This is a genomic window from Bradyrhizobium sp. CB2312 (genome assembly GCF_029714425.1).
Lineage (GTDB): Bacteria > Pseudomonadota > Alphaproteobacteria > Rhizobiales > Xanthobacteraceae > Bradyrhizobium.
The window spans coordinates 2,387,456-2,405,588 of sequence record NZ_CP121668.1 but is presented as its reverse complement, the minus strand read 5'-3'; the positions used below and the strand labels follow the sequence as shown (position 1 = coordinate 2,405,588).

The window sequence follows — 18,133 nt, the reverse complement described above, 5'->3', positions numbered from 1 at the left end:
CATGATCGAGGGCGCAAGGTGGCGAAAGTGGGTGTTCTTTTACGTCCCGATGGCGCTGTTCCTGCTTTTCCTGCTGTTCCCGTTCTACTGGATGGTGATCACTTCGGTGCGGCCGGACGGCGAGCTTTACCGGCCCTGGAATTCGAGCAACTACAATCCGTTCTGGACGTGGAAACCGACCTGGGACCATGTCAGGTATCTGTTCGAGGAGACGCTGTTCGCTTCGTGGCTGTGGAACACGACGTTCATCGCGCTCGCTTCAACCGCCATCTCGCTCGTGTGCGGCGTATTCGCCGGCTATGCCCTGTCGCGGCTGAACTTTCCATTTGCCGGCAGCCTGGGCACTGCCATCTTCATCACCTATCTGGTCCCTCAGACACTGCTGTTCATTCCGCTGGCAGAGATCATACGCAATTATCGCCTGGGTGACACGCCCTGGTCACTGATCCTGACCTATCCGACCTTTCTTATTCCGTTCTGCACCTGGATCATGATGGGCTACTTCAAGGCGGTCCCGAAGGAGCTCGAGGAATGCGCGCGCATTGACGGCGCCTCGCGCTGGCAAGCGATGCTCTACATCGTCATCCCGGTGGCGATCCCGGGCATCCTCTCGGCCGGCATCTTCGCTTTCACGCTGTCGTGGAATGAGTTCATCTATGCGCTCGTGTTCCTGTCCTCGCCCGAGCAGAAGACCGTGCCGGTCGGCGTCACATCGGAGCTGATCCGCGGCGATGTATTCTACTGGGGGCCGCTGATGGCTGGGGCCCTGCTTGGATCGATACCGGTTGCTATCGCCTATTCGTTCTTCGTCGAACACTACGTCGCGGGATTGACCGGATCAGTGAAGGGCTGACAGCGAATGGGGCAGGTCGTCCTCAAGGGGATCAACAAATTCTTTGACGGCGTGCACGCCGTCAAAGATGTCAACCTGCAGATCCGCGACAAGGAGTTCATGGTGTTCGTCGGCCCCTCCGGCTGTGGCAAGACGACGACGCTCAGGATGATCGCCGGACTCGAAGCGATCAGTTCCGGCGATATCTCCATCGACGGCAACGTGGTCAATGAATTGGCGCCCATGGACCGCGACATCGCCATGGTGTTCCAGAATTACGCTCTGTACCCGCACATGACCGTGTACGACAACATGGCGTTCGGCCTGAAGATGCGCAAATTCGAAAGATCGGAAATCGACAAGCGCGTGCTGGAGGCGGCCGACATCCTCGGCATCGGCGAATTGCTCACGCGCAGGCCACGCCAGCTCTCAGGCGGTCAGCGCCAACGTGTGGCGTTAGGCCGTGCCATCGTGCGCCACCCCCGCGTGTTCCTGTTCGACGAGCCACTGTCCAACCTCGATGCCAAACTGCGGGTGCAGATGCGCGTTGAGCTGAAGAAGCTGCATCTGCGTCTCGGCACCACAGCCATTTACGTGACCCACGATCAGGTCGAGGCTATGACGTTGGGTGACCGGGTCGTCGTCATGAAAGACGGCGTGGTGCAGCAAGTGGGGGAGCCGCTCGAACTGTATAATCATCCCTCCAACAAGTTCGTCGCCGGCTTCATAGGCTCCCCAGCCATGAATTTCGCGGCCGTTACGGTGACCGAGGCGAACGGATCGCTGATCGCCGAGAACTCCGGCCTGCGCATCAAGCTGCCGGACGAGACCGCGCAGCGGCTGCGCGGCCGTATCGGACGCGAGGTCATGCTCGGCGTGCGGCCGGAGGACCTCACCGTGGCGAGTGGCGCTGATCTCGGCCACCCATGCTTCGATGCTGTGATTGAGGTGGTCGAGCAACTCGGCTCGGAAATCCTGCTCGATATGAAGGTGGGCGAGAGTATCATGGTGGCGAGCGTCGAGCCGACCGCTGGGGTGAGTGTGGGCGACAAGCTGCGCGTTGCCATGCGGCCTTCCAGGCTTCACGTTTTCGACCCGCAGACCGAGGCGGCCATCTGACGCCAGCAATGCGGGCCTCGCGTACCGGATTTACGAGTACACGCCCCTTCTGTAATGGGCCCGATGATGTCAAGCCTCCCGAGTGAACGCCACGCCGCCGAGCTCATGCTTCTGTTCGTGGTCGACGCCTGGCCGCCACATCATGCTGTCAGAGGGAGCGGTGAGCCTATCTAGATACGCGTGGTTCGTCGGACGACGCCACTGGGCGTGTAACGGCTTCACCGCATCCACCGTCCCGGCGACGGGACTTCGGGCACCGGGCTTCAGTTCATCCCGGTTGCGTTCTTGATCTCCTCCACGTCTTCTATGCTGCGATTGAGCCCGCTTCGGCCCATCGGTAAGTCGTGCCATCGACCCAGATCCGATGCAGGATCACTGCGAGCTTGCGTGCCAAGGCGACCTTTGCGCGCTTCGAGCCTCTCCGCTTGGCGACGTCCATCCCCCAGCGTTTGAGTTTTGAGAACCGCGTGATGCGCGATAGCAGAACGTTGGCGGCTTCATACAAGGCCGTCCGCACCGTCTCATCGCCGGCCAGCGTGATTCCGCCCGTGACGTCCTTTTCTCCCGATTGATATTTCTTTGGCGTGAGCCCGAACAGCGCGCCTGCTGCCTTTGACTTTACAATGCGATGAGGATCATCAATCGCCGATTTGTAGGTGATGGCCACCAGGGGACCAACGCCTGGTACTGTCATAAGCCGGCGGCAGACTGCATCATCACGCACAATTGCCAGCACAGCCTTGTGTAGTCTTCCGTATTCTGCCTTCAGGGCCGATCGTGCCGAAAGCATCGCACCAGCAATGCGCTCCAATGTCGCCTGGCCTGCAACCAACTCTCGAATCCGCGCTTCGAAATTCCTTCGCGTCACCGGGCCAACCTTCAGACCGAAGCCGCGCAAAATCCCTCGGATACTTAATTCTACATCGATCAGCCGCCCGAGAAGCTGTTTGCGTGCGATCAGGAGTGCCCGGATCTCTTGCGCATCAACCGACTTTGCGTGTACCTGCCGAAACCATCCCATCCGGATCAACTGGGCGATCCCGCGGGCATCCTTGCGATCCGTCTTGACCGTCATTGCAGATAATGCGGCCTTCACGTGCCGCGTTTCCAGCAGAACTGTTTCAAATCCTGCACCTTTCAGGCCTGCATGCAGCCATTGCGACAGCGGCCCAGCCTCCAGCCCGATCCGCTTCACTGCAAAGCCGAGCGTCTCAAAAAACTCAACTAAGGCGTCGGGTTCGCTTGCGACCTTCGCTTCCTTCAGGATCTTACCCTGGGCGTCCACAACACACACGCTCGACAGTTCCAATGACACGTCGATTCCGGCATAATTCTCCACGGCTGTCCTCCGTCTCCAGATGCTTGGGGCCGACTCAAGTCGTGACCCCGTTTCATCATCTATCGGGGGACAGCCACCATCATGACCCCTTGCTCCGGAGCCGGGCCCATTACCGCATCTAGAGCCATTTCCGTTCCGATGGAATCTGAACGGGGCTCTGGATTCTTGTTTTGACGCGTTTCTTTACGCGAACCGGTATCCACTTCGCTCGAAAACATTCTAGGCCAGCGTCGGGTGATCGCGCTGCACTGTCTCGCGGATCCAGCTCGCGTGAATGGCGCGGAACAGGATCTGCGCGGTCTTGAGGTCGCCCGCCGTCATGCAGAGATCGACGATGCGGCGGACCGCGTCGTCGCGCATCAAATCGTCCGAGATCTTCATCGCGATCTCCATCGCCACCTTGGCGGCGCGCTCGTAGCGTTCGCTGTCGCGCTTGTCGCCTCGCCCCGAGCCGGCGGCGCTCGGAGCCGCAGCGTCGCAGATCGCGCGGATGCGCGCGGCGGCATCGATGTCGCCGAGCGGTCCTTCGATCGCTTCGTCCCAGATCTCCTGTCGCGTCTTGCGTGCGAACCACGTCATCGCCCCACCATCCGCGATCTTCGAGCCGCCATATCGCCGCGCTTCGCCGTCCCCAGCATAGAGAGACCAATCGAGATCCGCGAGCCGATCTTTCCGCAGAATGTTGACGTCTTCAGGACGTCCGACGTGGTCCGATGGCCTCGAACTGCGCCTTCTGCTCGTCGTTCAGCGTGGCGTAGAAATCCTCCAGCGCCGCGCGCACCGACTTGACGCCGTCGAGCATCACATCGAGCCGTTTGCGGACCGCGGCCATTCGCGCCGGCGGCGTCATCACCTCGCTCGGCTGGCAAGCCGCCTTGAGCGATGCGCTGACTTTGGCGCTGGTATCCTGGAGCACCTGTAGCGCGGCGCGCTGCGTATCGTTGGGGTGAAGCCTCGCCTCGATGTCGGTGCCGGGCCAATCAAGCGCGGCAGACGCGCCGCACGTCTGGACCAGCGATGCCGCGGTGCCGTTGGCAGCCGTCGCGCGGCGCTGATCTTCGGCCAGCGCATTGAACCGCGCCTTCTGCTCGTCGGTGAGCGAGCCATAGAAGCTGTCGAGGGCGGGCTGAACGAGTTCGACGGCTTTCACCATCGCCTCGACACGCTGCTGCATCGCGGCCAGCCGGCCGGGTGCGGTCGCTGCGACCTGCGACGGGCAGGACGCGCGGATCAGCGCTGCAGCGTCGATCGAGGCATTGCCGAGCGCATCGAGATTGGCGCCTTGCGCCTCGGTCGGCTGCACCGCGGCGGCGATCTGGTCGATCGGCAGACCGACGATCTCGCGGCGGTCGCTGCCGCAAAGCTGATCCAGCGCTACGCCTCGCGCTTGCCGCCGTCCCTGCGGGCGCTGCGGCAGATAGGCCGACAGTCCGTCATAGCCGTACGGCCCGAACAGGCCGGCATAAATATCTGGGTAGCCGTAGCCCCAGAAGCCGAGGCCGTCGCCCCAGATCGTGTAATCGTAGAGATCGTTATAGGCGAACGGCCAGAACAGCGGTCCAACCCAGCCGTAACCACCGCCCGCATGTTGCCACCATCCGCTGCTGGCGCCGTGCCAGCCGGCGAGTGCAGCCGCAGCCGTGATCTGGGCGCGTGCCGCCGGATTGCTGATCAGGCGGCCGTTGCGGAAGGCGCTGGAATGCGCGTTGAACGCGTTGCGGAAATGCGCCGGGCGCACGGACGCATTGCGGATCTGACCGAAGTTCGCACCGTGTCGGGCGCCGGTTGCAAACCGCATCGCGCGGTGATGACCGCCACCATGCGCATGTCCGAAGCCGTGACCGTGGAAATGGCCGCCGCCGTGATGGCCACCGCCATGCCCGCCGCCGTGACCACCACCATGTCCGCCGCCGTGACCACCGCCATGGCCGCCACCGTGTCCGCCCTTGCCCAGAGCCGTCCCCGCCAGCATGCAGGCAAGCGCCATCACGGCAATTCCAATGACCGGTCGCAACATCGCATCCTCCCGCAAGCCGCGCCATTGAGGCATCGGAAATAGTCGGGAATTGGAACCGGCTCGGCTGCCGAAAGTTCCCGAACCGCGCTCTACGCCTCCGGCACGATCTTTCCGGGATTGAAGATGTTGAGCGGATCAAGCGCCTGCTTCAGCGCCCGCATCGCATCCAACGCCTCGGGGCCGAGTTCCGCCTTCAGGTATTTCTGCTTGCCCTGGCCGATGCCGTGCTCGCCGGTGCAGGTGCCGTCCATCGCCTGTGCGCGCTCGACGAGGCGATGCATGAACTCCTCGCCGCGCGCCATCTCGGCCGCGTCGTTGGTGTCGCAGACCAGCGAGCAATGGAAATTGCCGTCGCCGACATGGCCGACGATCGGCGACAACAAATTGAGGCGCTTGAGGTCTTCCTCGGTCTCGCTGACGCAGTCGGCAAGCCGCGAGATCGGCACGCAGACGTCGGTCGCAACCACGCCGATGCTGTCGCCGGGACGCAGCGCCTTCACGGACCAATAGGCGTCATGACGCGCCTGCCACAGCTTGGTGCGGTCCTCCGGCTTGGTGGTCCAGGAGAAATCGCCGCCACCGCACTCTTTGGCGATCTCGCCGAAAGCCTTGGACTGCTCGGCGACTTCGACCTCGCTGCCGTGGAATTCCATCAGCAGCAGCGGCGTCTCCGGCAGCGTCAGCTTCGAATAGGCGTTGCAGGCCTTCACCTGCGCCGTGTTGAGCAGCTCGATGCGCGCCACGGGAATGCCGGTCTGGATCGCCAGAATCACGGCCTGACACGCCCCATGCACGGTCTCGAACGACACCGCGCCGGCCGCGATCGTTTCGGGAATGCCGCGCAGGCGAATGGTCAGTTCGGAGATGATGCCGAGCGTGCCCTCGGCGCCGACGAACAGATGCGTCAGGTCGTAGCCGGCGGAGGATTTCTTGGCGCGCGTGCCCGTGGTGATGATCTCGCCGTCGCCGCGCACCACTTTCAGCGCCAGCACGCTGTCGCGCATGGTGCCGTAGCGCACCGCGTTGGTGCCGGAGGCGCGGGTCGAGGCCATGCCGCCGAGCGAGGCGTCGGCGCCGGGATCGATCGGGAAGAACAGGCCCTGGTCACGCAGATGCTCGTTGAGCGCCTTGCGGGTAACGCCGGGCTGGATCACGCAGTCGAGATCCTCGGCGTGCACCGCCAGCACCTTGTTCATGTCGCGCAGGTCGACCGAGATGCCGCCGGCGGGCGCGTTGACCTGGCCTTCCAGCGAAGTGCCGGTGCCGAAGGGAATGACGGGGACGCGATTTTTGGCGCAGATCCGCACCACGTCCTGGATGTCGGCGGTCTCCTGCGCCATCACCACGCCGTCAGGCGGCTGGTTGACGATCCATGTGGTGGTATGGCCGTGTTGCTCGCGGACGGCCTGCGAGGTGATGAGGCGGTTGCCGAAGCGCGCGGCAAGCTGCTCCAGCGCGCTTGCGAGGGCTTTCGGCTCGACCCGCGGCGGATTATTGGTGATGGTCGTACCCACGGACATTCCTCCCGACAGAAGAACCGTGGCAAAGGACATAAAGCCGGTCAAGTCAAGCGACCGGACGCATACCCAGGGAATGAAACATGCCGGAGAGTGCCGCTTCGAAGCCCGCCGCAGAGCCGTTCCGCGCCTCGATCATGCAGATCGAGCCGCAGTGGATCGACTATAACGGCCATCTCAACATGGCCTATTACAACGTGATGTTCGACCGGGCGATCGACCAGATGTGGCTGCAGCTCGGGATCGGGCCGGGGTACATGAAGGAGCGCAACGGCTCGACCTTCACCGCCGAATGCCATGTGCGCTATTTGCGCGAGATCCATCTCGGCGATCCCGTGCAGGTGTCGGTCTGGCTGCTGGAAGCCGACGACAAGCGGCTGCATACGTTCGAGGAGTTGCGGCACGCCACCGAAGGCTGGCTGTCGGCGACCTCGGAGAACATGTCGCTTCACATCGACATGGCCTCGCGCAAGGTGGCGGCCTTTCCGCCCGACATTCGCGAGCGCATTGCGCCCGTGGTCAAGGCCCACAGCGCCGTACCGCGGCCCGAGGGCATCGGCCGCAACGTGGCGATGCCCTCGAAGCGATAGCTATATTCTGGTGCGGCCGCGCGCCAATCCGACCACGGCCGAGACCAGGAACAGAACGACCGCGATGAAGAAGATGATCTTGGCGATCTCGATCGAAGCGCCGGCGATGCCGCCGAAGCCCAGGATGCCGGCGATCAATGCGATAACCAGAAACGTCACAACCCAGCCTAGCATGGCGAAAACCTCGTCTTGATGTCTCTCTGCGATCGGCGCGGCTGACCGCGCCACCTGCCCAGACAATCTCGACGTGGGAACGATGGTTCCCCACCCGGCCGGGTGGAAATTCGCCCGGCTTTCGGGAACAAATCGAGCCGCCGCGTACGTGGAAAACCCCGCCCCGGTGCCCCATATAGGCAGCAATCCCTGTTAAGAAGGCTCCCTCCCGTCACCCCGCGGTGCCATCGTGGGGCCAAATGATTCGCATGACCGAGCCGAGCAAGATCACCAGCGTTCCCGACCACCAGCCCGCAGCCGGCGGCATCGCGGCGCGTGCGCGCGCGTCCGTGGGCCCGAAATATCTGTCCGGGCTCAATCCGGAGCAGCGCGAGGCGGTGGAGACGCTGGACGGTCCGGTCCTGGTGCTGGCCGGCGCCGGCACCGGCAAGACGCGCGTTCTGACGACGCGCATCGCCCATATCCTGAGCCAGGGCCGCGCCCGTCCCGCCGAGATTTTGTCGGTGACCTTCACCAACAAGGCCGCGCGCGAGATGAAGCACCGGCTCGGCCAGATGCTCGGCCACGCCGTCGAGGGCATGCCGTGGCTCGGCACCTTCCACTCCATCGGCGGCCGCATCCTGCGCTTCCATGCCGAGTTGGCGCAGCTGAAGTCGAACTTCACCGTGCTCGACGTCGACGACCAGGTGCGGCTGCTCAAGCAGCTGCTGCAGGCCGAGAACATCGACGACAAGCGCTGGCCTGCGCGCATGCTGGCCGGCCTGATCGACGGCTGGAAGAACCGCGGCCTGATGCCCTCGCAGGTGCCCTCCGGCGAAGCCGCTGTCTTCGCCAACGGCAAGGGCGGCAAGCTCTATGCGAGCTATCAGGAGCGGCTGAAGATCCTCAACGCCGCCGATTTCGGCGATCTCCTGCTGGAGAACATCCGCATTTTCCGCGAGCATCCGGATATTTTGCGGCAGTACCAGCAGCGCTTCAAATTCATCCTGGTGGACGAGTATCAGGACACGAACGTCGCGCAGTATCTGTGGCTGCGGCTGCTGTCGCAGGCGCCGTCTTCCAGTTCGTCATTGCCGGGCTTGACCCGGCAATCCATCGATTCTTCACAAGATGGATCACCGGGTCTCGACGCTTCGCGTCAGCCCGGTGATGACGAGAGAAATGATACGGCGCCGATTCCCGTTAGCGAAAGAGGCCCCACCAAAAACATCTGCTGCGTCGGCGACGACGACCAGTCGATCTATGGCTGGCGCGGCGCCGAGGTCGACAACATCTTGCGCTTCGAGCACGATTTCCCCGGCGCCAAGGTGATCCGCCTCGAGCGCAATTACCGCTCCACCGGCCACATCCTCGCCGCCGCCTCGCATTTGATCGCGCACAATGAAGGCCGGCTCGGCAAGACGCTGCGCACCGAGGACCAGGACGGCGAGAAGGTCACGGTGACTGGCTCGTGGGATTCCGAAGAGGAAGCCCGCGGCATCGGCGAGGAGATCGAGCAGCTGCAGCGCCAGGGCGAGAAGCTCAACGAGATCGCCATTCTGGTGCGCGCGTCCTACCAGATGCGCGAGTTCGAAGACCGTTTCGTCACGCTCGGCCTGCCCTATCGCGTCATCGGCGGCCCGCGCTTCTACGAGCGCGCGGAAATCCGCGACGCGCTCGCATATCTACGCGTCATCAATTCGCCGGCCGACGACCTCGCCTTCGAGCGCATCGTCAACGTGCCCAAGCGCGGGCTCGGCGACGCCACCATTCAGATGCTGCACGACCACGCCCGCAAGCGCCGCATTCCGCTGTTCGAAGCGGCGCGCGCGGTGGTCGAGACCGACGAGTTGAAGCCGAAGGCGCGCGGAAGCTTGCGCGGCGTCGTCGCCCAGTTCGACCGCTGGCGCGCCCAGCGCGAGGTCACCTCGCACACGGAGCTGGCGCAGATCGTGCTCGACGAGAGCGGCTACACCGAGATGTGGCAGAAGGACCGATCGGCGGACGCCGCGGGCCGGCTGGAGAACCTCAAGGAGCTGGTTCGCTCGATGGAGGAGTTCGAGAACCTGCAAGGGTTCCTGGAGCACATCTCGCTGGTGATGGACCGCGAGGGCGGCGCCGAGGACGACGCGGTGTCGCTGATGACGCTGCACTCGGCCAAGGGCCTCGAATTCGACAACGTGTTCCTGCCCGGCTGGGAGGAAGGCCTGTTCCCGAGCCAGCGCACGCTGGACGAACAGGGCCGCGCCGGGCTCGAGGAAGAGCGCCGGCTCGGCCATGTCGGCCTCACCCGCGCCCGCCGCCGCGCGATGATCTATTTCGCGACCAATCGCCGGATCCATGGCACCTGGTCGACCACGATCCCCTCGCGGTTCCTCGATGAATTGCCGGCGGCCAATGTCGAGATCACGGAATCCAAGGGTGGCTCGGGCTGGGGCGGCGCCACTGGCTATGGCGCTTCGCGCTTCGACGACATGGAGGCGTTCGGCTCCAGCTATTCGACGCCGGGCTGGCAGCGCGCCCAGGCCAACCGCAACCGCGGCGGCGGCCGCAATGGCGGCGGCCGAACCGGCGGTTTCGAGGAAGAGACCGCCTCGTTCTCGTCCGCCTCGTCATCCGGCCCCGATTTCGGCAACTTCGCCTCGCGCCGCCGCGGCCCCCTGACGATCGAGGGCGAGCTGGTCGCCAAATCGACAGGCACGACCTCGGAATTCTCGGTCGAAGATCGCGTCTTCCACCAGAAATTCGGCTACGGCCACGTCACCAAGATCGACGGCAACAAGCTCACCATCGCCTTCGACAAGGCCGGCGAGAAGAAGGTCGTGGACAGCTTTGTGCAGCGGGCGTGAGGCGGCCCTTGCACGCAGGGCCATCCACTCAGCCGTTCAAGATGTTGGCGCCCTGGTCGTAGATCAACTGGTCGACGTGCCCGGCACCCGGCGCGATTTCGAGTCTCCAGCCCAGCGCCACATCGAGGCTCCTGGCCAGCTTCGTGCAGTGTTCGAAATGCCAGAGACCGCGGGCAAGGCGATGAGGCCCTTGGGCCATCGCCTCGTCCCAGCGCGGCAGGTCGGGAGCATCAGGGTCGTTGTCGGCATCGCCCAGCAAGATGACGAGCGAGCGCCCGAGATACCTCCGCAAATCACTTGTATCGAGGCCAATCCCTCCCATGCCGTCCGGATAGTCTTTGGCGAGGTTCGGCAGCATGTAGCATCCGCAATTGGCGGCAACGGCCATATCGACGGACGCGGCTTCGTTGAGCGCAAGATAGCGCAGGACGAATTGGGCCCCCGCGGAATTGCCGAACAGACCGAAGGTCTCCCGGCTGGACCCGACGCATCTCGAACATGATGAAACAGCCGGTCGATCGCCCCGAAATTCCAGAGATCGCGCGGCAGGACCGTGTTGTCTGGCGGCGGCAGCCGCACACCGCCAAAATTGTATGCGGAGATGCCCGGGAACTGCTCCGGATCGAACTCCGGCACCAGCACGATTTGCCCGTTGCGCTCGGCCTGAGGGGCGAGCAGATCGCGAAACGCCGCGGCAGCGCGATCGACGCCATGCATCGCCACGATGATGCGTGTGTGCGCATTGCGCGATCGGGGGCAGAATGAAAAGACCCGCATCGTGCGTGGCGAAGGGACGGCACCATCGTCATGAAATACGAATGAACCGGCGCCTTCAGCCAGAGGCAATTTGCTCAATTGCTTGCTCCCCGAGATCCAGTATCCATAATTGAATGAAACCCGGCGGCACAACCATCGAGGCCATCAGTCCTGCCATGCCTCACTACGTTGCCATCATCGAAGACGCCGGCCCGGACGCCGTCAGCCTGTGGTTTCCCGACCTGCCGGGCTGCATTTCCGGCGGCGATGACGTCGACGAGGCCCTGGAGAATGCGCCCGAGGCGCTCGCCTTCTATGCGCAGGAGCTGATTGAGGACGGCCGCGAGCTTCCCCCGCCGAGAACGCTGGAGGAGCTCGAGGCCGCCCCTGAATTTGCCGACGCGATCCGGAGCCACACGGCCGTCCTGATCGAATGGCCTCCCGTCGCCGCCGCCACGGAGTGAGGACTGTTCGCCGCACTTGCCGAACTCTCGACCGTTCCGGGGCGAACAGCCCTTGACCATGGCGAACTTCCCCGTATCAGATGCACGCATGGTCCGGGGCTCCATCACACTGATCTTGCTGGCATTGGGGATGCCGTCGCTTGCGGCGGCGGAGACCATGAGCTTTGGCGATGCGATCGGAAAGCTGGCGGCGAGCTGCGGCGCGGAGATCGTCGCCAATTGCCGTGGCGTCAACCCGGATTCGACCCGGCTGAAGGAGTGCCTGTCGCGCAACCGCGACGTGCTCTCGCAGCAGTGCACGAGCGACTATCTCAGCGTCTTTGACGCCATCCAGAAGCGCATCGCCGCGCGTGTCACCGTGGCGAACGCCTGCCAGCGCGAGATCGTCAAGGTCTGCGGCGGCTCGACCAAGGAGACCAGCAAGTCGGTCCCGTGCCTGGTCTCGACTCCCAAGGGCATCAGCAACAACTGCCTGAAGGCCGTCGACGACGCGGGGTATCGCTGATGCGCGCCTCCTGGCTCTCCACCGCCGGAATCGGCATCGCGCTCGGTCTCGCCTTGCTTGCCGGCGCAGCCCGCGCGCAGACGGCGGCGGCGCCGCCGACCCGCGACGACATCGTCGCCAAGCTCAACCATTTCGAGGAGGCCGGCGAGGTCGATCTGCCTGCGCTGAAGCAGCAGGTGATGGAACGCGCCAAGGCCAGGATCAAGAATGATCCGGGTCCGGTGAACCGGCCGCCGATCGCGCCCGATCTCGCCAAGCTGCCCGCCTTCAATGCGCAGATCCAGTTCGATGCCGACACGCCGATCATCCAGCCGGCGTCCTACCAGACCGTCGGCCGCATCGCCGATGCGCTGGTTCATTCCTCGCTGCTGCCCTACACCTTCCTGATCGTCGGCCACGTCGAATCCAATTCGAAGACCCGCGAGGCCAATGCGATCCTGAGCCAGCGCCGCGCCGACGCGATCCGCGACGTGCTGGTGAACACATTCAAGATCTCGACCAAGCGGCTGCATCCGATCGGCCTCGGCGAGGAGCAGTTTCTCGACCGGGCCAAGCCGACCTCGGCGGTGAACGGCCAGTTGCAGATCCTGACCTTCGCCAAGGTGCCGGAGGAGGCGGCCGCGCATCCGGCTGCTGCGCCTGCGCCTGCGGCGAAAAAGCCCGCCAAGAAGCGCTGAGGATGGGCATCTCGATGCCCGGCGGAACCCATTGAAGTTCTTCCGTTTTGTGACCTGTCTCACAGCGCGACAACGCGGTTTTGCGCGACGATAGGGCCGGTTTGTGCACCGCCCTGTCAGGTGCTATAGCCTGTTCTCGCCCTTCCCAACCCCATGATGCACGAGACCGAGATGGCCAGTTATTTTCAACGCCAACTGGTGGACTACGTCGAATATCATCGCGATCCCTGGAACTGCGCGATGCACGTGGTCGGTATCCTGCTGCTGTTCACCGGCGCCGTGCTGCCGCTGACGCTCGTGCATTTCTCCGTGTTCGGGGTCGAGGTGAGCCTGGCGGTGATCCTGGCGCTGCCGGTGCTGGTCTACTGGCTGATGCTGGACGCCGGGATCGGGCTCGGCATCCTCGCCGCGATGATCGTGCTGCTTTCGGTCGCAACCGCGATCGGCAATCAGGTCTCGATCGTCATGATGTGGTCGATTTTTGTGGCGTTGATCGGCTTTGGCGTCGCAGCGCAGATCGTCGGCCACCGGGTTTTCGAGGAACGGCAGCCCTCGATGGTGGACCATCCCACGCATTTCCTGCTTGGACCGATGTTTGTCATGGCGAAATTGTTCATTGCATTGGGCTTCCGTCGCGACCTTGCCGCGATTCTGGCGCCTGTTCCGGCCAATTCCCTTTCAACCCGATAGCTCTAGAAGCGAAACGGCAAACCTTCTGCATGGCTCTCGTACTGGTTACCGGTGGCAGCGGCTTCATCGGACATCACCTCGTAGAAGCGCTCCGCGCCCGTGCGCAGCGGGTACGCGTTCTCGATGTCCGTGCGCCGGCCGCGGCGAACGCCGAGGTTGAATATGTCCATGGCTCGGTGCTGGACGTCGCCGCGGTCGACGCTGCCGTCGCAGGCGTCGATCAGGTCTATCACCTCGCCGGCCTGCCCGGCATGTGGGTCGCCAACAAGCAGGATTTTCACGACGTCAATTGCCGCGGCACCGAGGTGGTGCTCGCAGCCGCGATGAAGCGTGGCGTGTCGCGCTTCCTGCACTGCTCGACGGAATCGATCCTGTTCCCCTATTCCGACCTCAACGGCGTCGCCGCCGAGGAGGCGCTGCAGCCGGCCGATGCGATGCCCGGCGCCTATACGCGCTCGAAGTCGCTCGCCGAGCATTTTGCGGCGAAGGCCGCGGCCAGCGGCTTCCCGCTGGTCATCGGCACGCCGACCATGCCGATCGGCGCCGCCGACCACAATCTGACGCCGCCGACCGCGATGCTCTGGTACTTCCTCCAGAAGAAGGTGCAGCCGCATCTCAACTTCCTGGTCAATCTCGTCGATGTCCGCGACGTCGCCATGGGCCTCGTCCTGACCATGGAGCGCGGCCGCATCGGCCAGCGCTACATCCTCGGCGGCGACTGCGTCCCGCTCGGCCGCATCCTGCGGATGATGTCGGCGATGAGCGGCCGCCGGCAGTTTCCGGTGGTCGTGCCCGGCAAGATCGCCGAGCTCTCGGCGATCATGCTCGAATCCATCTCCGATCACATCACCCATCGGCCGCCCAACGGCACCGCCGAGGGCGTGCGCATCGCGCTCGCCGCGAGCGATCTCTCGATCGGCAAGGCGCGCACCGAGCTCGGCTATTCGCCGCGCCCGATCGAGCCGGTCTTGCGCGAAACCATCACCCATCTGCTCGCCCGCAATGGCCAGCAGCCCTCCGGCGCCATCGAGCATCACGCACTGTCCTCGCGCGCGAGCTGACGCCGCCGCCTAACGCAAAGAACCTTCATGTCCTTCGATTTCAGCAAGCTTCTCTCCGTAGCCTGGGGTGGCTGGACCACGACCTGGCCGACCGAACTCCTGGCCTTGATCTGGCTCGCCTTTCTCGCGAGCTGGGTCGGCGCCTCGTTCTGGCAGGGCCGCACCAAGAAGCAGGTCATGACACTGGAGTCGCAGCGCTATCGCCTGCCGATCCTGGTCGGCGGAATCCTGTACACGCCGTGGGTTGCAGAGCTCCTGGGCTGGAAGCCGCTCTGGGTGCTCGGCAACACCGGCATCACCATCGCCGCGGTCCTCTCGGCCGCCGGCATCGCCTTCGCCTGGTGGGGCCGGCTGCATCTCGGAAAATTCTGGTCCAACACCATCACCCACAAGGAAGACCACCGCGTCATCGACACCGGCCCCTACGGCATCGTGCGTCACCCGATCTACACGGGACTGATCGCCGGCATGCTCGTCACCGGCTTCGCGATCGGCACCGTCACGACGATCCTCGGCGCCATCCTGATCTCGCTCGGCATGTGGCAGAAGGGCCGGATGGAAGAGGTGTTTTTGTCGAAGGAGCTCGGCGAGGATGCTTACGGCGCGTATTGTCGCCGCGTGCCGATGATCATTCCGTTCCTGTCGCCGCGGTGAGGCGTCCCGAGGGTGCGGTCGCTGCGTTCCGCTTTCTCTGCACGACGTTACCGCTAGTGTCGGACTTGCGCTCGATGCCAGAGGAGTGATGTCCGTAAACTGACAGCGCTACGGAGAAGGCCATTATGCAGCTTTCAAAGATCGCCGCGTTGGCGCTTATCGCTAGCTGTCCAAGCCTACTGTCCGTATCTCGGGCGGCGGCCGCTTCTGAATGTTCAATCTCGGGCACACTAGCGGACTGGGGCGAGAACTCGACGGCCGACATTGACCTCGCGTCCGGAGCAAGTTGCCAATTTCCAATCAAGATGCGCGGCACGGTGAGTGGCGCAGACATCTCTCAAAAGCCGTCACACGGCAAGCTGAAAAAGCTCAACCTGTCTACGTTCGAATACAAAGCAAAGGCTAAATTTAAGGGTAGCGATACCTTTGCCATCAAAGCGACGGGTCAGGGGCCGACATCTTCTGGCACGTCGGTAATCACCGTGCACGCGACGGTCAAATAGCGTTCCGCGCATTGATTGCATGGTGAACGCTTAAGCGACAGCCGCCCGGTGTCTCGCGCCAATGCAACCCAATGAAGAGGGACCATCGGAGCGACCGATGGTCCCAAAGCCTCAAAGGTTCTTCGTTGGCAAAGGCCTTGCCGTGTCTTGCCAAGTTGGCTGCGAGCAGACTTGGCGGGCCGCTTGCAGGGTTGATGCTCGCTTTACGCTGGCCTTCTGGACCCTGGCCTCTTTGACGCTGGCCTTACGGACACTGGTCCCGTCGGACACTGGTTGCCATCGGCTCTGGTCACGTCGGCGCTCGTCGCTCTCGGCTCTGGATGGTGCGAGAAACCGGCTCGATCAACCAACGCCAATTGAACTGCCGACCCAACGAATAGTCTAGGTGTTGTTCTCGGTTCCTCTCGAAGAAATTTGGGTTAGCTAGGCTGCCAGTTCCCGCATCGTTGGATGTCTTTCTAACGAAAACCAGCAGCCCGCCGACCGAATTGCAAACGGCACCCGTCCTCGCGCTGGACTAGAGCACGATCCGGAAAAGTGTGTAGCGGTTTTCCGGAAAGATCATGCTCAAGCAACAACCTAAAGCGCGATGACGATCCATCTCAACTTCATCGCGCTTTAGTCAGCGCGAGTTTTTCTTTTCGGAGAACTTACCCTTCTGGCGGGTTTTGTCACTGCGATGTCAGCTACGGCATGGCTTGCAACTGACGCCGCGAGAATTTCGTATTGAGCATGCATCCAATGGACTTCCGCCTTTCCGTCGGGTTGACCATCGGCGACCCAGAGGTGGTAGGCGCGCTCGCGAATTGCCTCTTCCAGATTTGGCATGGGATTCTCCTTGCGAATGATCGGCCCAGCCCGGCCAAAAGACTTGCTCTAGTAGGGTTAATGAAATCTTAACGGCGCCTCTTTGAGGGCTCGGGGCCCGACTGACGCCAGTACAGCGAAGCTAGTCAGTCGATTGGCGCGAGCCGTTCGTTCCACCACGCCGCAAGGTTTTTGATCTGCTCGAAATGCAGGATCGCCGGTTCACCCTCGCGGACGATTGTCGTCCGCTTGCGTTCCTTGGGTGGCAACGTCATCGCGCGCGATACTGCCCCGCGCAGTTTCATCGAGCCGTGATCTGTCAGGGTGACGAGTTCTTCCGGGTCAAGGGCCATGGGTCCACACCTACGCTACCGGCTGGCCCGCAAGCCAGCACACGCGCCCCCGAATGCCCAATTCTCCAGATAGCCGAACATGGTTAATAGTTCGTTATCGTTTGGCTCTGTCATTGGAATTGGCGCGCGCCGGTAACGCGGCGTGTTGTCCCGTAAGTAAAATGAGCCTCTCAGGCTGCACCGGCCCTATTCGGGTCGAACCCCATCCCGCCCGATTTCAAATGCTAAAGGCGGTCGCTACCGCCAGGCTCACAGCAGGACGAGTTCGCCCGCTCCGCGCCTACCCGCGCGCTAGAACCCAGCGAGCCATTGCAGTCGCAATTGATCAGGCTACCGCTGCCAACCTGCCATCGGCATGCGGATTTGCGCAAAGCAGACGCTTGCGAATGGCCTCTTCAACGAGCGCGAGCGCTTCCTTGGCTTGTCGCGCTTCGGCTTCCGCAATTTCGGCGCGAAGCTCTACGGCCGTCAACTTATCCTTCTGAGCTTCAATGCAGCACTGGGCTTGCTCCAGCGCCCGGCAAGCATCTTGCAACTTGCGTTCGGTCGTGACGGTGAGTTCACGCTGTGCGCGCTCGGCGGCCTCAGCTCGCCCTTCGGCCAGCCGCAATCTTTCTAAGGCGCCCGTGCAAAGCGATTGGGCACGGGCTTCGGTCTCGCGGGCGTGCTTCTCCATATCGCGGAAGACATCGGCCGCTTGATATACCAGACCGAGAGCTGTTGCTCCCTTGTCTGGTGCCAGTGGTGAGGGAAAGCTCAGGACGCTCTCATCCCCTCCAACTGGCGCTCTGGATCCACGCTGCGCCATGTAGATCAAGCTCGTCGCGAACACACATACACGAGCAGTATCATGAACAACTATGGTTAACGGATGGTTAAACAGTTGCATGCCTGGAGATGTCGCGACGGCGCGCGGCGGGCAATGGCACGGAAAATCAGTCAGCAACGTTCTTTGGGAGTGCCTAGCGTAGGAGCAGAGGCTCGCGCCGGCGGCTGGACCGGCACATCGGCCGCTGCTGACTTTCCTCTCCATGCAAATTTGGTCGGCTGCCATTCCTCGGGAATAGGCGCTGGTCGAGTTCTGTAAAGGTTGACCTTTTTACCGCCAACCAGTTGGATGCGCGCGCAACGAGGCACGACGACATTTCATCGTTGATCTGGAGAGGTCGGCGATCAGGCCTGAGCCCGCGCGGGGCTTTTGGCGATCCGGCGTTGGACGGTGCCGCAGGATTCGACAGGGGCGTCTC

General features: G+C 63.2%; 21 protein-coding genes. 12 read left to right on the top strand and 9 right to left on the bottom strand.

The genetic code is table 11. From position 1 onward, the window contains the following. Position 1 precedes the first annotated feature (1 nt). Together QA642_RS11395 and ugpC are read left to right on the top strand one after the other, a co-directional pair. Positions 2-853, top strand: coding sequence for a carbohydrate ABC transporter permease (locus QA642_RS11395; RefSeq protein WP_014498557.1), 852 nt, complete (start codon positions 2-4; stop codon positions 851-853). Positions 854-859: 6 nt separating this feature from the next. Next, positions 860-1,951, top strand: a complete 1,092-nt coding sequence (ugpC, locus tag QA642_RS11390) for a sn-glycerol-3-phosphate ABC transporter ATP-binding protein UgpC (protein ID WP_283084747.1) — start codon at positions 860-862, stop codon at positions 1,949-1,951. A 304-nt stretch (positions 1,952-2,255) separates the two neighbouring features. On the opposite strand, the gene QA642_RS11385 is transcribed toward ugpC, so the two are convergent. The 4 genes from QA642_RS11385 to QA642_RS11370 all read right to left on the bottom strand — a co-directional run bounded on the left by QA642_RS11385 (position 2,256) and on the right by QA642_RS11370 (position 6,821). Next, positions 2,256-3,290 carry an IS110 family transposase gene (locus QA642_RS11385; RefSeq protein WP_283080660.1) on the bottom strand — a complete coding sequence of 345 codons (1,035 nt, stop codon included), beginning with the start codon at positions 3,288-3,290 and terminating at the stop codon, positions 2,256-2,258. A gap of 219 nt (positions 3,291-3,509) precedes the next feature. Next, complete coding sequence (locus QA642_RS11380; protein WP_283084746.1) at positions 3,510-3,869, bottom strand: hypothetical protein; 360 nt, start codon at positions 3,867-3,869, stop codon at positions 3,510-3,512. A 112-nt stretch (positions 3,870-3,981) separates the two neighbouring features. Then, a complete protein-coding gene (locus tag QA642_RS11375; RefSeq protein WP_283084745.1) occupies positions 3,982-5,307 on the bottom strand; it encodes a Spy/CpxP family protein refolding chaperone in 1,326 nt (441 codons plus the stop codon). A gap of 89 nt (positions 5,308-5,396) precedes the next feature. Then, positions 5,397-6,821: an FAD-linked oxidase C-terminal domain-containing protein gene (locus tag QA642_RS11370; protein WP_283084744.1), complete on the bottom strand. Its 1,425-nt coding sequence runs from the start codon at positions 6,819-6,821 to the stop codon at positions 5,397-5,399. Positions 6,822-6,907: 86 nt separating this feature from the next. Here QA642_RS11370 and QA642_RS11365 point away from each other — a divergent pair, with 86 nt between their 5' ends. After that, entirely contained in the window at positions 6,908-7,414 is a 507-nt protein-coding gene (locus QA642_RS11365; protein WP_283084743.1) for a thioesterase family protein, read from the top strand. Here QA642_RS11365 and QA642_RS11360 read toward each other — a convergent pair whose 3' ends face one another. Beyond that, the gene (locus QA642_RS11360; RefSeq protein WP_011089300.1) at positions 7,415-7,588 is read right to left on the bottom strand and encodes a DUF1328 domain-containing protein; all 174 of its coding nucleotides are present in this window, start codon (positions 7,586-7,588) and stop codon (positions 7,415-7,417) included. It abuts the gene before it with no gap. Between the two features lie 239 nt (positions 7,589-7,827). Between QA642_RS11360 and QA642_RS11355 the strand changes: the two genes are divergently transcribed. Then, entirely contained in the window at positions 7,828-10,416 is a 2,589-nt protein-coding gene (locus QA642_RS11355; RefSeq protein ID WP_283084742.1) for a UvrD-helicase domain-containing protein, read from the top strand. 28 nt (positions 10,417-10,444) lie between these two features. On the opposite strand, the gene QA642_RS11350 is transcribed toward QA642_RS11355, so the two are convergent. Continuing rightward, positions 10,445-10,774 (bottom strand): hypothetical protein, encoded by a 330-nt coding sequence (locus QA642_RS11350; RefSeq protein WP_283084741.1) that lies wholly within the window; start codon positions 10,772-10,774, stop codon positions 10,445-10,447. 140 nt (positions 10,775-10,914) lie between these two features. Between QA642_RS11350 and QA642_RS11345 the strand changes: the two genes are divergently transcribed. The 8 genes from QA642_RS11345 (at position 10,915) to QA642_RS11310 (ending at position 15,726) form a co-directional block, all read left to right on the top strand. Beyond that, complete coding sequence (locus tag QA642_RS11345) at positions 10,915-11,181, top strand: hypothetical protein (RefSeq protein ID WP_283084740.1); 267 nt, start codon at positions 10,915-10,917, stop codon at positions 11,179-11,181. A 167-nt stretch (positions 11,182-11,348) separates the two neighbouring features. Further along, positions 11,349-11,636 carry a type II toxin-antitoxin system HicB family antitoxin gene (locus QA642_RS11340; RefSeq protein WP_283086855.1) on the top strand — a complete coding sequence of 96 codons (288 nt, stop codon included), beginning with the start codon at positions 11,349-11,351 and terminating at the stop codon, positions 11,634-11,636. Between the two features lie 88 nt (positions 11,637-11,724). Continuing rightward, positions 11,725-12,141, top strand: a complete 417-nt coding sequence (locus QA642_RS11335; RefSeq protein WP_283084739.1) for a hypothetical protein — start codon at positions 11,725-11,727, stop codon at positions 12,139-12,141. Continuing rightward, a complete protein-coding gene (locus QA642_RS11330) occupies positions 12,141-12,818 on the top strand; it encodes an OmpA family protein (RefSeq protein ID WP_283084738.1) in 678 nt (225 codons plus the stop codon). Before QA642_RS11335 ends, QA642_RS11330 begins: the two co-directional genes overlap by 1 nt. A gap of 153 nt (positions 12,819-12,971) precedes the next feature. Further along, positions 12,972-13,508, top strand: a complete 537-nt coding sequence (locus tag QA642_RS11325) for an Mpo1-like protein (RefSeq protein WP_349253833.1) — start codon at positions 12,972-12,974, stop codon at positions 13,506-13,508. Positions 13,509-13,537: 29 nt separating this feature from the next. Next, positions 13,538-14,569, top strand: a complete 1,032-nt coding sequence (locus QA642_RS11320; RefSeq protein ID WP_283084736.1) for an NAD-dependent epimerase/dehydratase family protein — start codon at positions 13,538-13,540, stop codon at positions 14,567-14,569. A 27-nt stretch (positions 14,570-14,596) separates the two neighbouring features. After that, positions 14,597-15,223, top strand: a complete 627-nt coding sequence (locus QA642_RS11315) for an isoprenylcysteine carboxylmethyltransferase family protein (protein ID WP_283084735.1) — start codon at positions 14,597-14,599, stop codon at positions 15,221-15,223. 125 nt (positions 15,224-15,348) lie between these two features. Next, on the top strand, positions 15,349-15,726 hold the full coding sequence (locus QA642_RS11310) for a hypothetical protein (RefSeq protein ID WP_283084734.1): 378 nt from the start codon (positions 15,349-15,351) through the stop codon (positions 15,724-15,726). 618 nt (positions 15,727-16,344) lie between these two features. Here the strand turns inward: QA642_RS11310 and QA642_RS11305 are convergent. From QA642_RS11305 to QA642_RS11295, 3 genes are all read right to left on the bottom strand, one after another. Next, entirely contained in the window at positions 16,345-16,554 is a 210-nt protein-coding gene (locus QA642_RS11305) for a DUF2934 domain-containing protein (protein WP_283084733.1), read from the bottom strand. Between the two features lie 125 nt (positions 16,555-16,679). After that, entirely contained in the window at positions 16,680-16,886 is a 207-nt protein-coding gene (locus tag QA642_RS11300) for a hypothetical protein (RefSeq protein ID WP_283084732.1), read from the bottom strand. 325 nt (positions 16,887-17,211) lie between these two features. Further along, positions 17,212-17,775 carry a hypothetical protein gene (locus QA642_RS11295; RefSeq protein ID WP_283084731.1) on the bottom strand — a complete coding sequence of 188 codons (564 nt, stop codon included), beginning with the start codon at positions 17,773-17,775 and terminating at the stop codon, positions 17,212-17,214. Positions 17,776-18,133 lie beyond the last annotated feature (358 nt).

What these genes read in the sequence shown, in the direction of transcription:
- QA642_RS11395 (WP_014498557.1), top strand. Translation starts at nt 2, where the DNA reads ATGATCGAGGGCGCAAGGTGGCGAAAGTGGGTGTTCTTTTACGTCCCG.
- ugpC (WP_283084747.1), top strand. Translation starts at nt 860, where the DNA reads ATGGGGCAGGTCGTCCTCAAGGGGATCAACAAATTCTTTGACGGCGTG.
- QA642_RS11380 (WP_283084746.1), bottom strand. Translation starts at nt 3,869, where the DNA reads ATGACGTGGTTCGCACGCAAGACGCGACAGGAGATCTGGGACGAAGCG.
- QA642_RS11375 (WP_283084745.1), bottom strand. Translation starts at nt 5,307, where the DNA reads ATGTTGCGACCGGTCATTGGAATTGCCGTGATGGCGCTTGCCTGCATG.
- QA642_RS11365 (WP_283084743.1), top strand. Translation starts at nt 6,908, where the DNA reads ATGCCGGAGAGTGCCGCTTCGAAGCCCGCCGCAGAGCCGTTCCGCGCC.
- QA642_RS11360 (WP_011089300.1), bottom strand. Translation starts at nt 7,588, where the DNA reads ATGCTAGGCTGGGTTGTGACGTTTCTGGTTATCGCATTGATCGCCGGC.
- QA642_RS11355 (WP_283084742.1), top strand. Translation starts at nt 7,828, where the DNA reads ATGATTCGCATGACCGAGCCGAGCAAGATCACCAGCGTTCCCGACCAC.
- QA642_RS11350 (WP_283084741.1), bottom strand. Translation starts at nt 10,774, where the DNA reads ATGCTGCCGAACCTCGCCAAAGACTATCCGGACGGCATGGGAGGGATT.
- QA642_RS11345 (WP_283084740.1), top strand. Translation starts at nt 10,915, where the DNA reads ATGATGAAACAGCCGGTCGATCGCCCCGAAATTCCAGAGATCGCGCGG.
- QA642_RS11340 (WP_283086855.1), top strand. Translation starts at nt 11,349, where the DNA reads ATGCCTCACTACGTTGCCATCATCGAAGACGCCGGCCCGGACGCCGTC.
- QA642_RS11335 (WP_283084739.1), top strand. Translation starts at nt 11,725, where the DNA reads ATGGTCCGGGGCTCCATCACACTGATCTTGCTGGCATTGGGGATGCCG.
- QA642_RS11330 (WP_283084738.1), top strand. Translation starts at nt 12,141, where the DNA reads ATGCGCGCCTCCTGGCTCTCCACCGCCGGAATCGGCATCGCGCTCGGT.
- QA642_RS11325 (WP_349253833.1), top strand. Translation starts at nt 12,972, where the DNA reads ATGATGCACGAGACCGAGATGGCCAGTTATTTTCAACGCCAACTGGTG.
- QA642_RS11320 (WP_283084736.1), top strand. Translation starts at nt 13,538, where the DNA reads ATGGCTCTCGTACTGGTTACCGGTGGCAGCGGCTTCATCGGACATCAC.
- QA642_RS11315 (WP_283084735.1), top strand. Translation starts at nt 14,597, where the DNA reads ATGTCCTTCGATTTCAGCAAGCTTCTCTCCGTAGCCTGGGGTGGCTGG.
- QA642_RS11310 (WP_283084734.1), top strand. Translation starts at nt 15,349, where the DNA reads ATGCAGCTTTCAAAGATCGCCGCGTTGGCGCTTATCGCTAGCTGTCCA.
- QA642_RS11305 (WP_283084733.1), bottom strand. Translation starts at nt 16,554, where the DNA reads ATGCCAAATCTGGAAGAGGCAATTCGCGAGCGCGCCTACCACCTCTGG.
- QA642_RS11300 (WP_283084732.1), bottom strand. Translation starts at nt 16,886, where the DNA reads ATGGCCCTTGACCCGGAAGAACTCGTCACCCTGACAGATCACGGCTCG.
- QA642_RS11295 (WP_283084731.1), bottom strand. Translation starts at nt 17,775, where the DNA reads ATGCAACTGTTTAACCATCCGTTAACCATAGTTGTTCATGATACTGCT.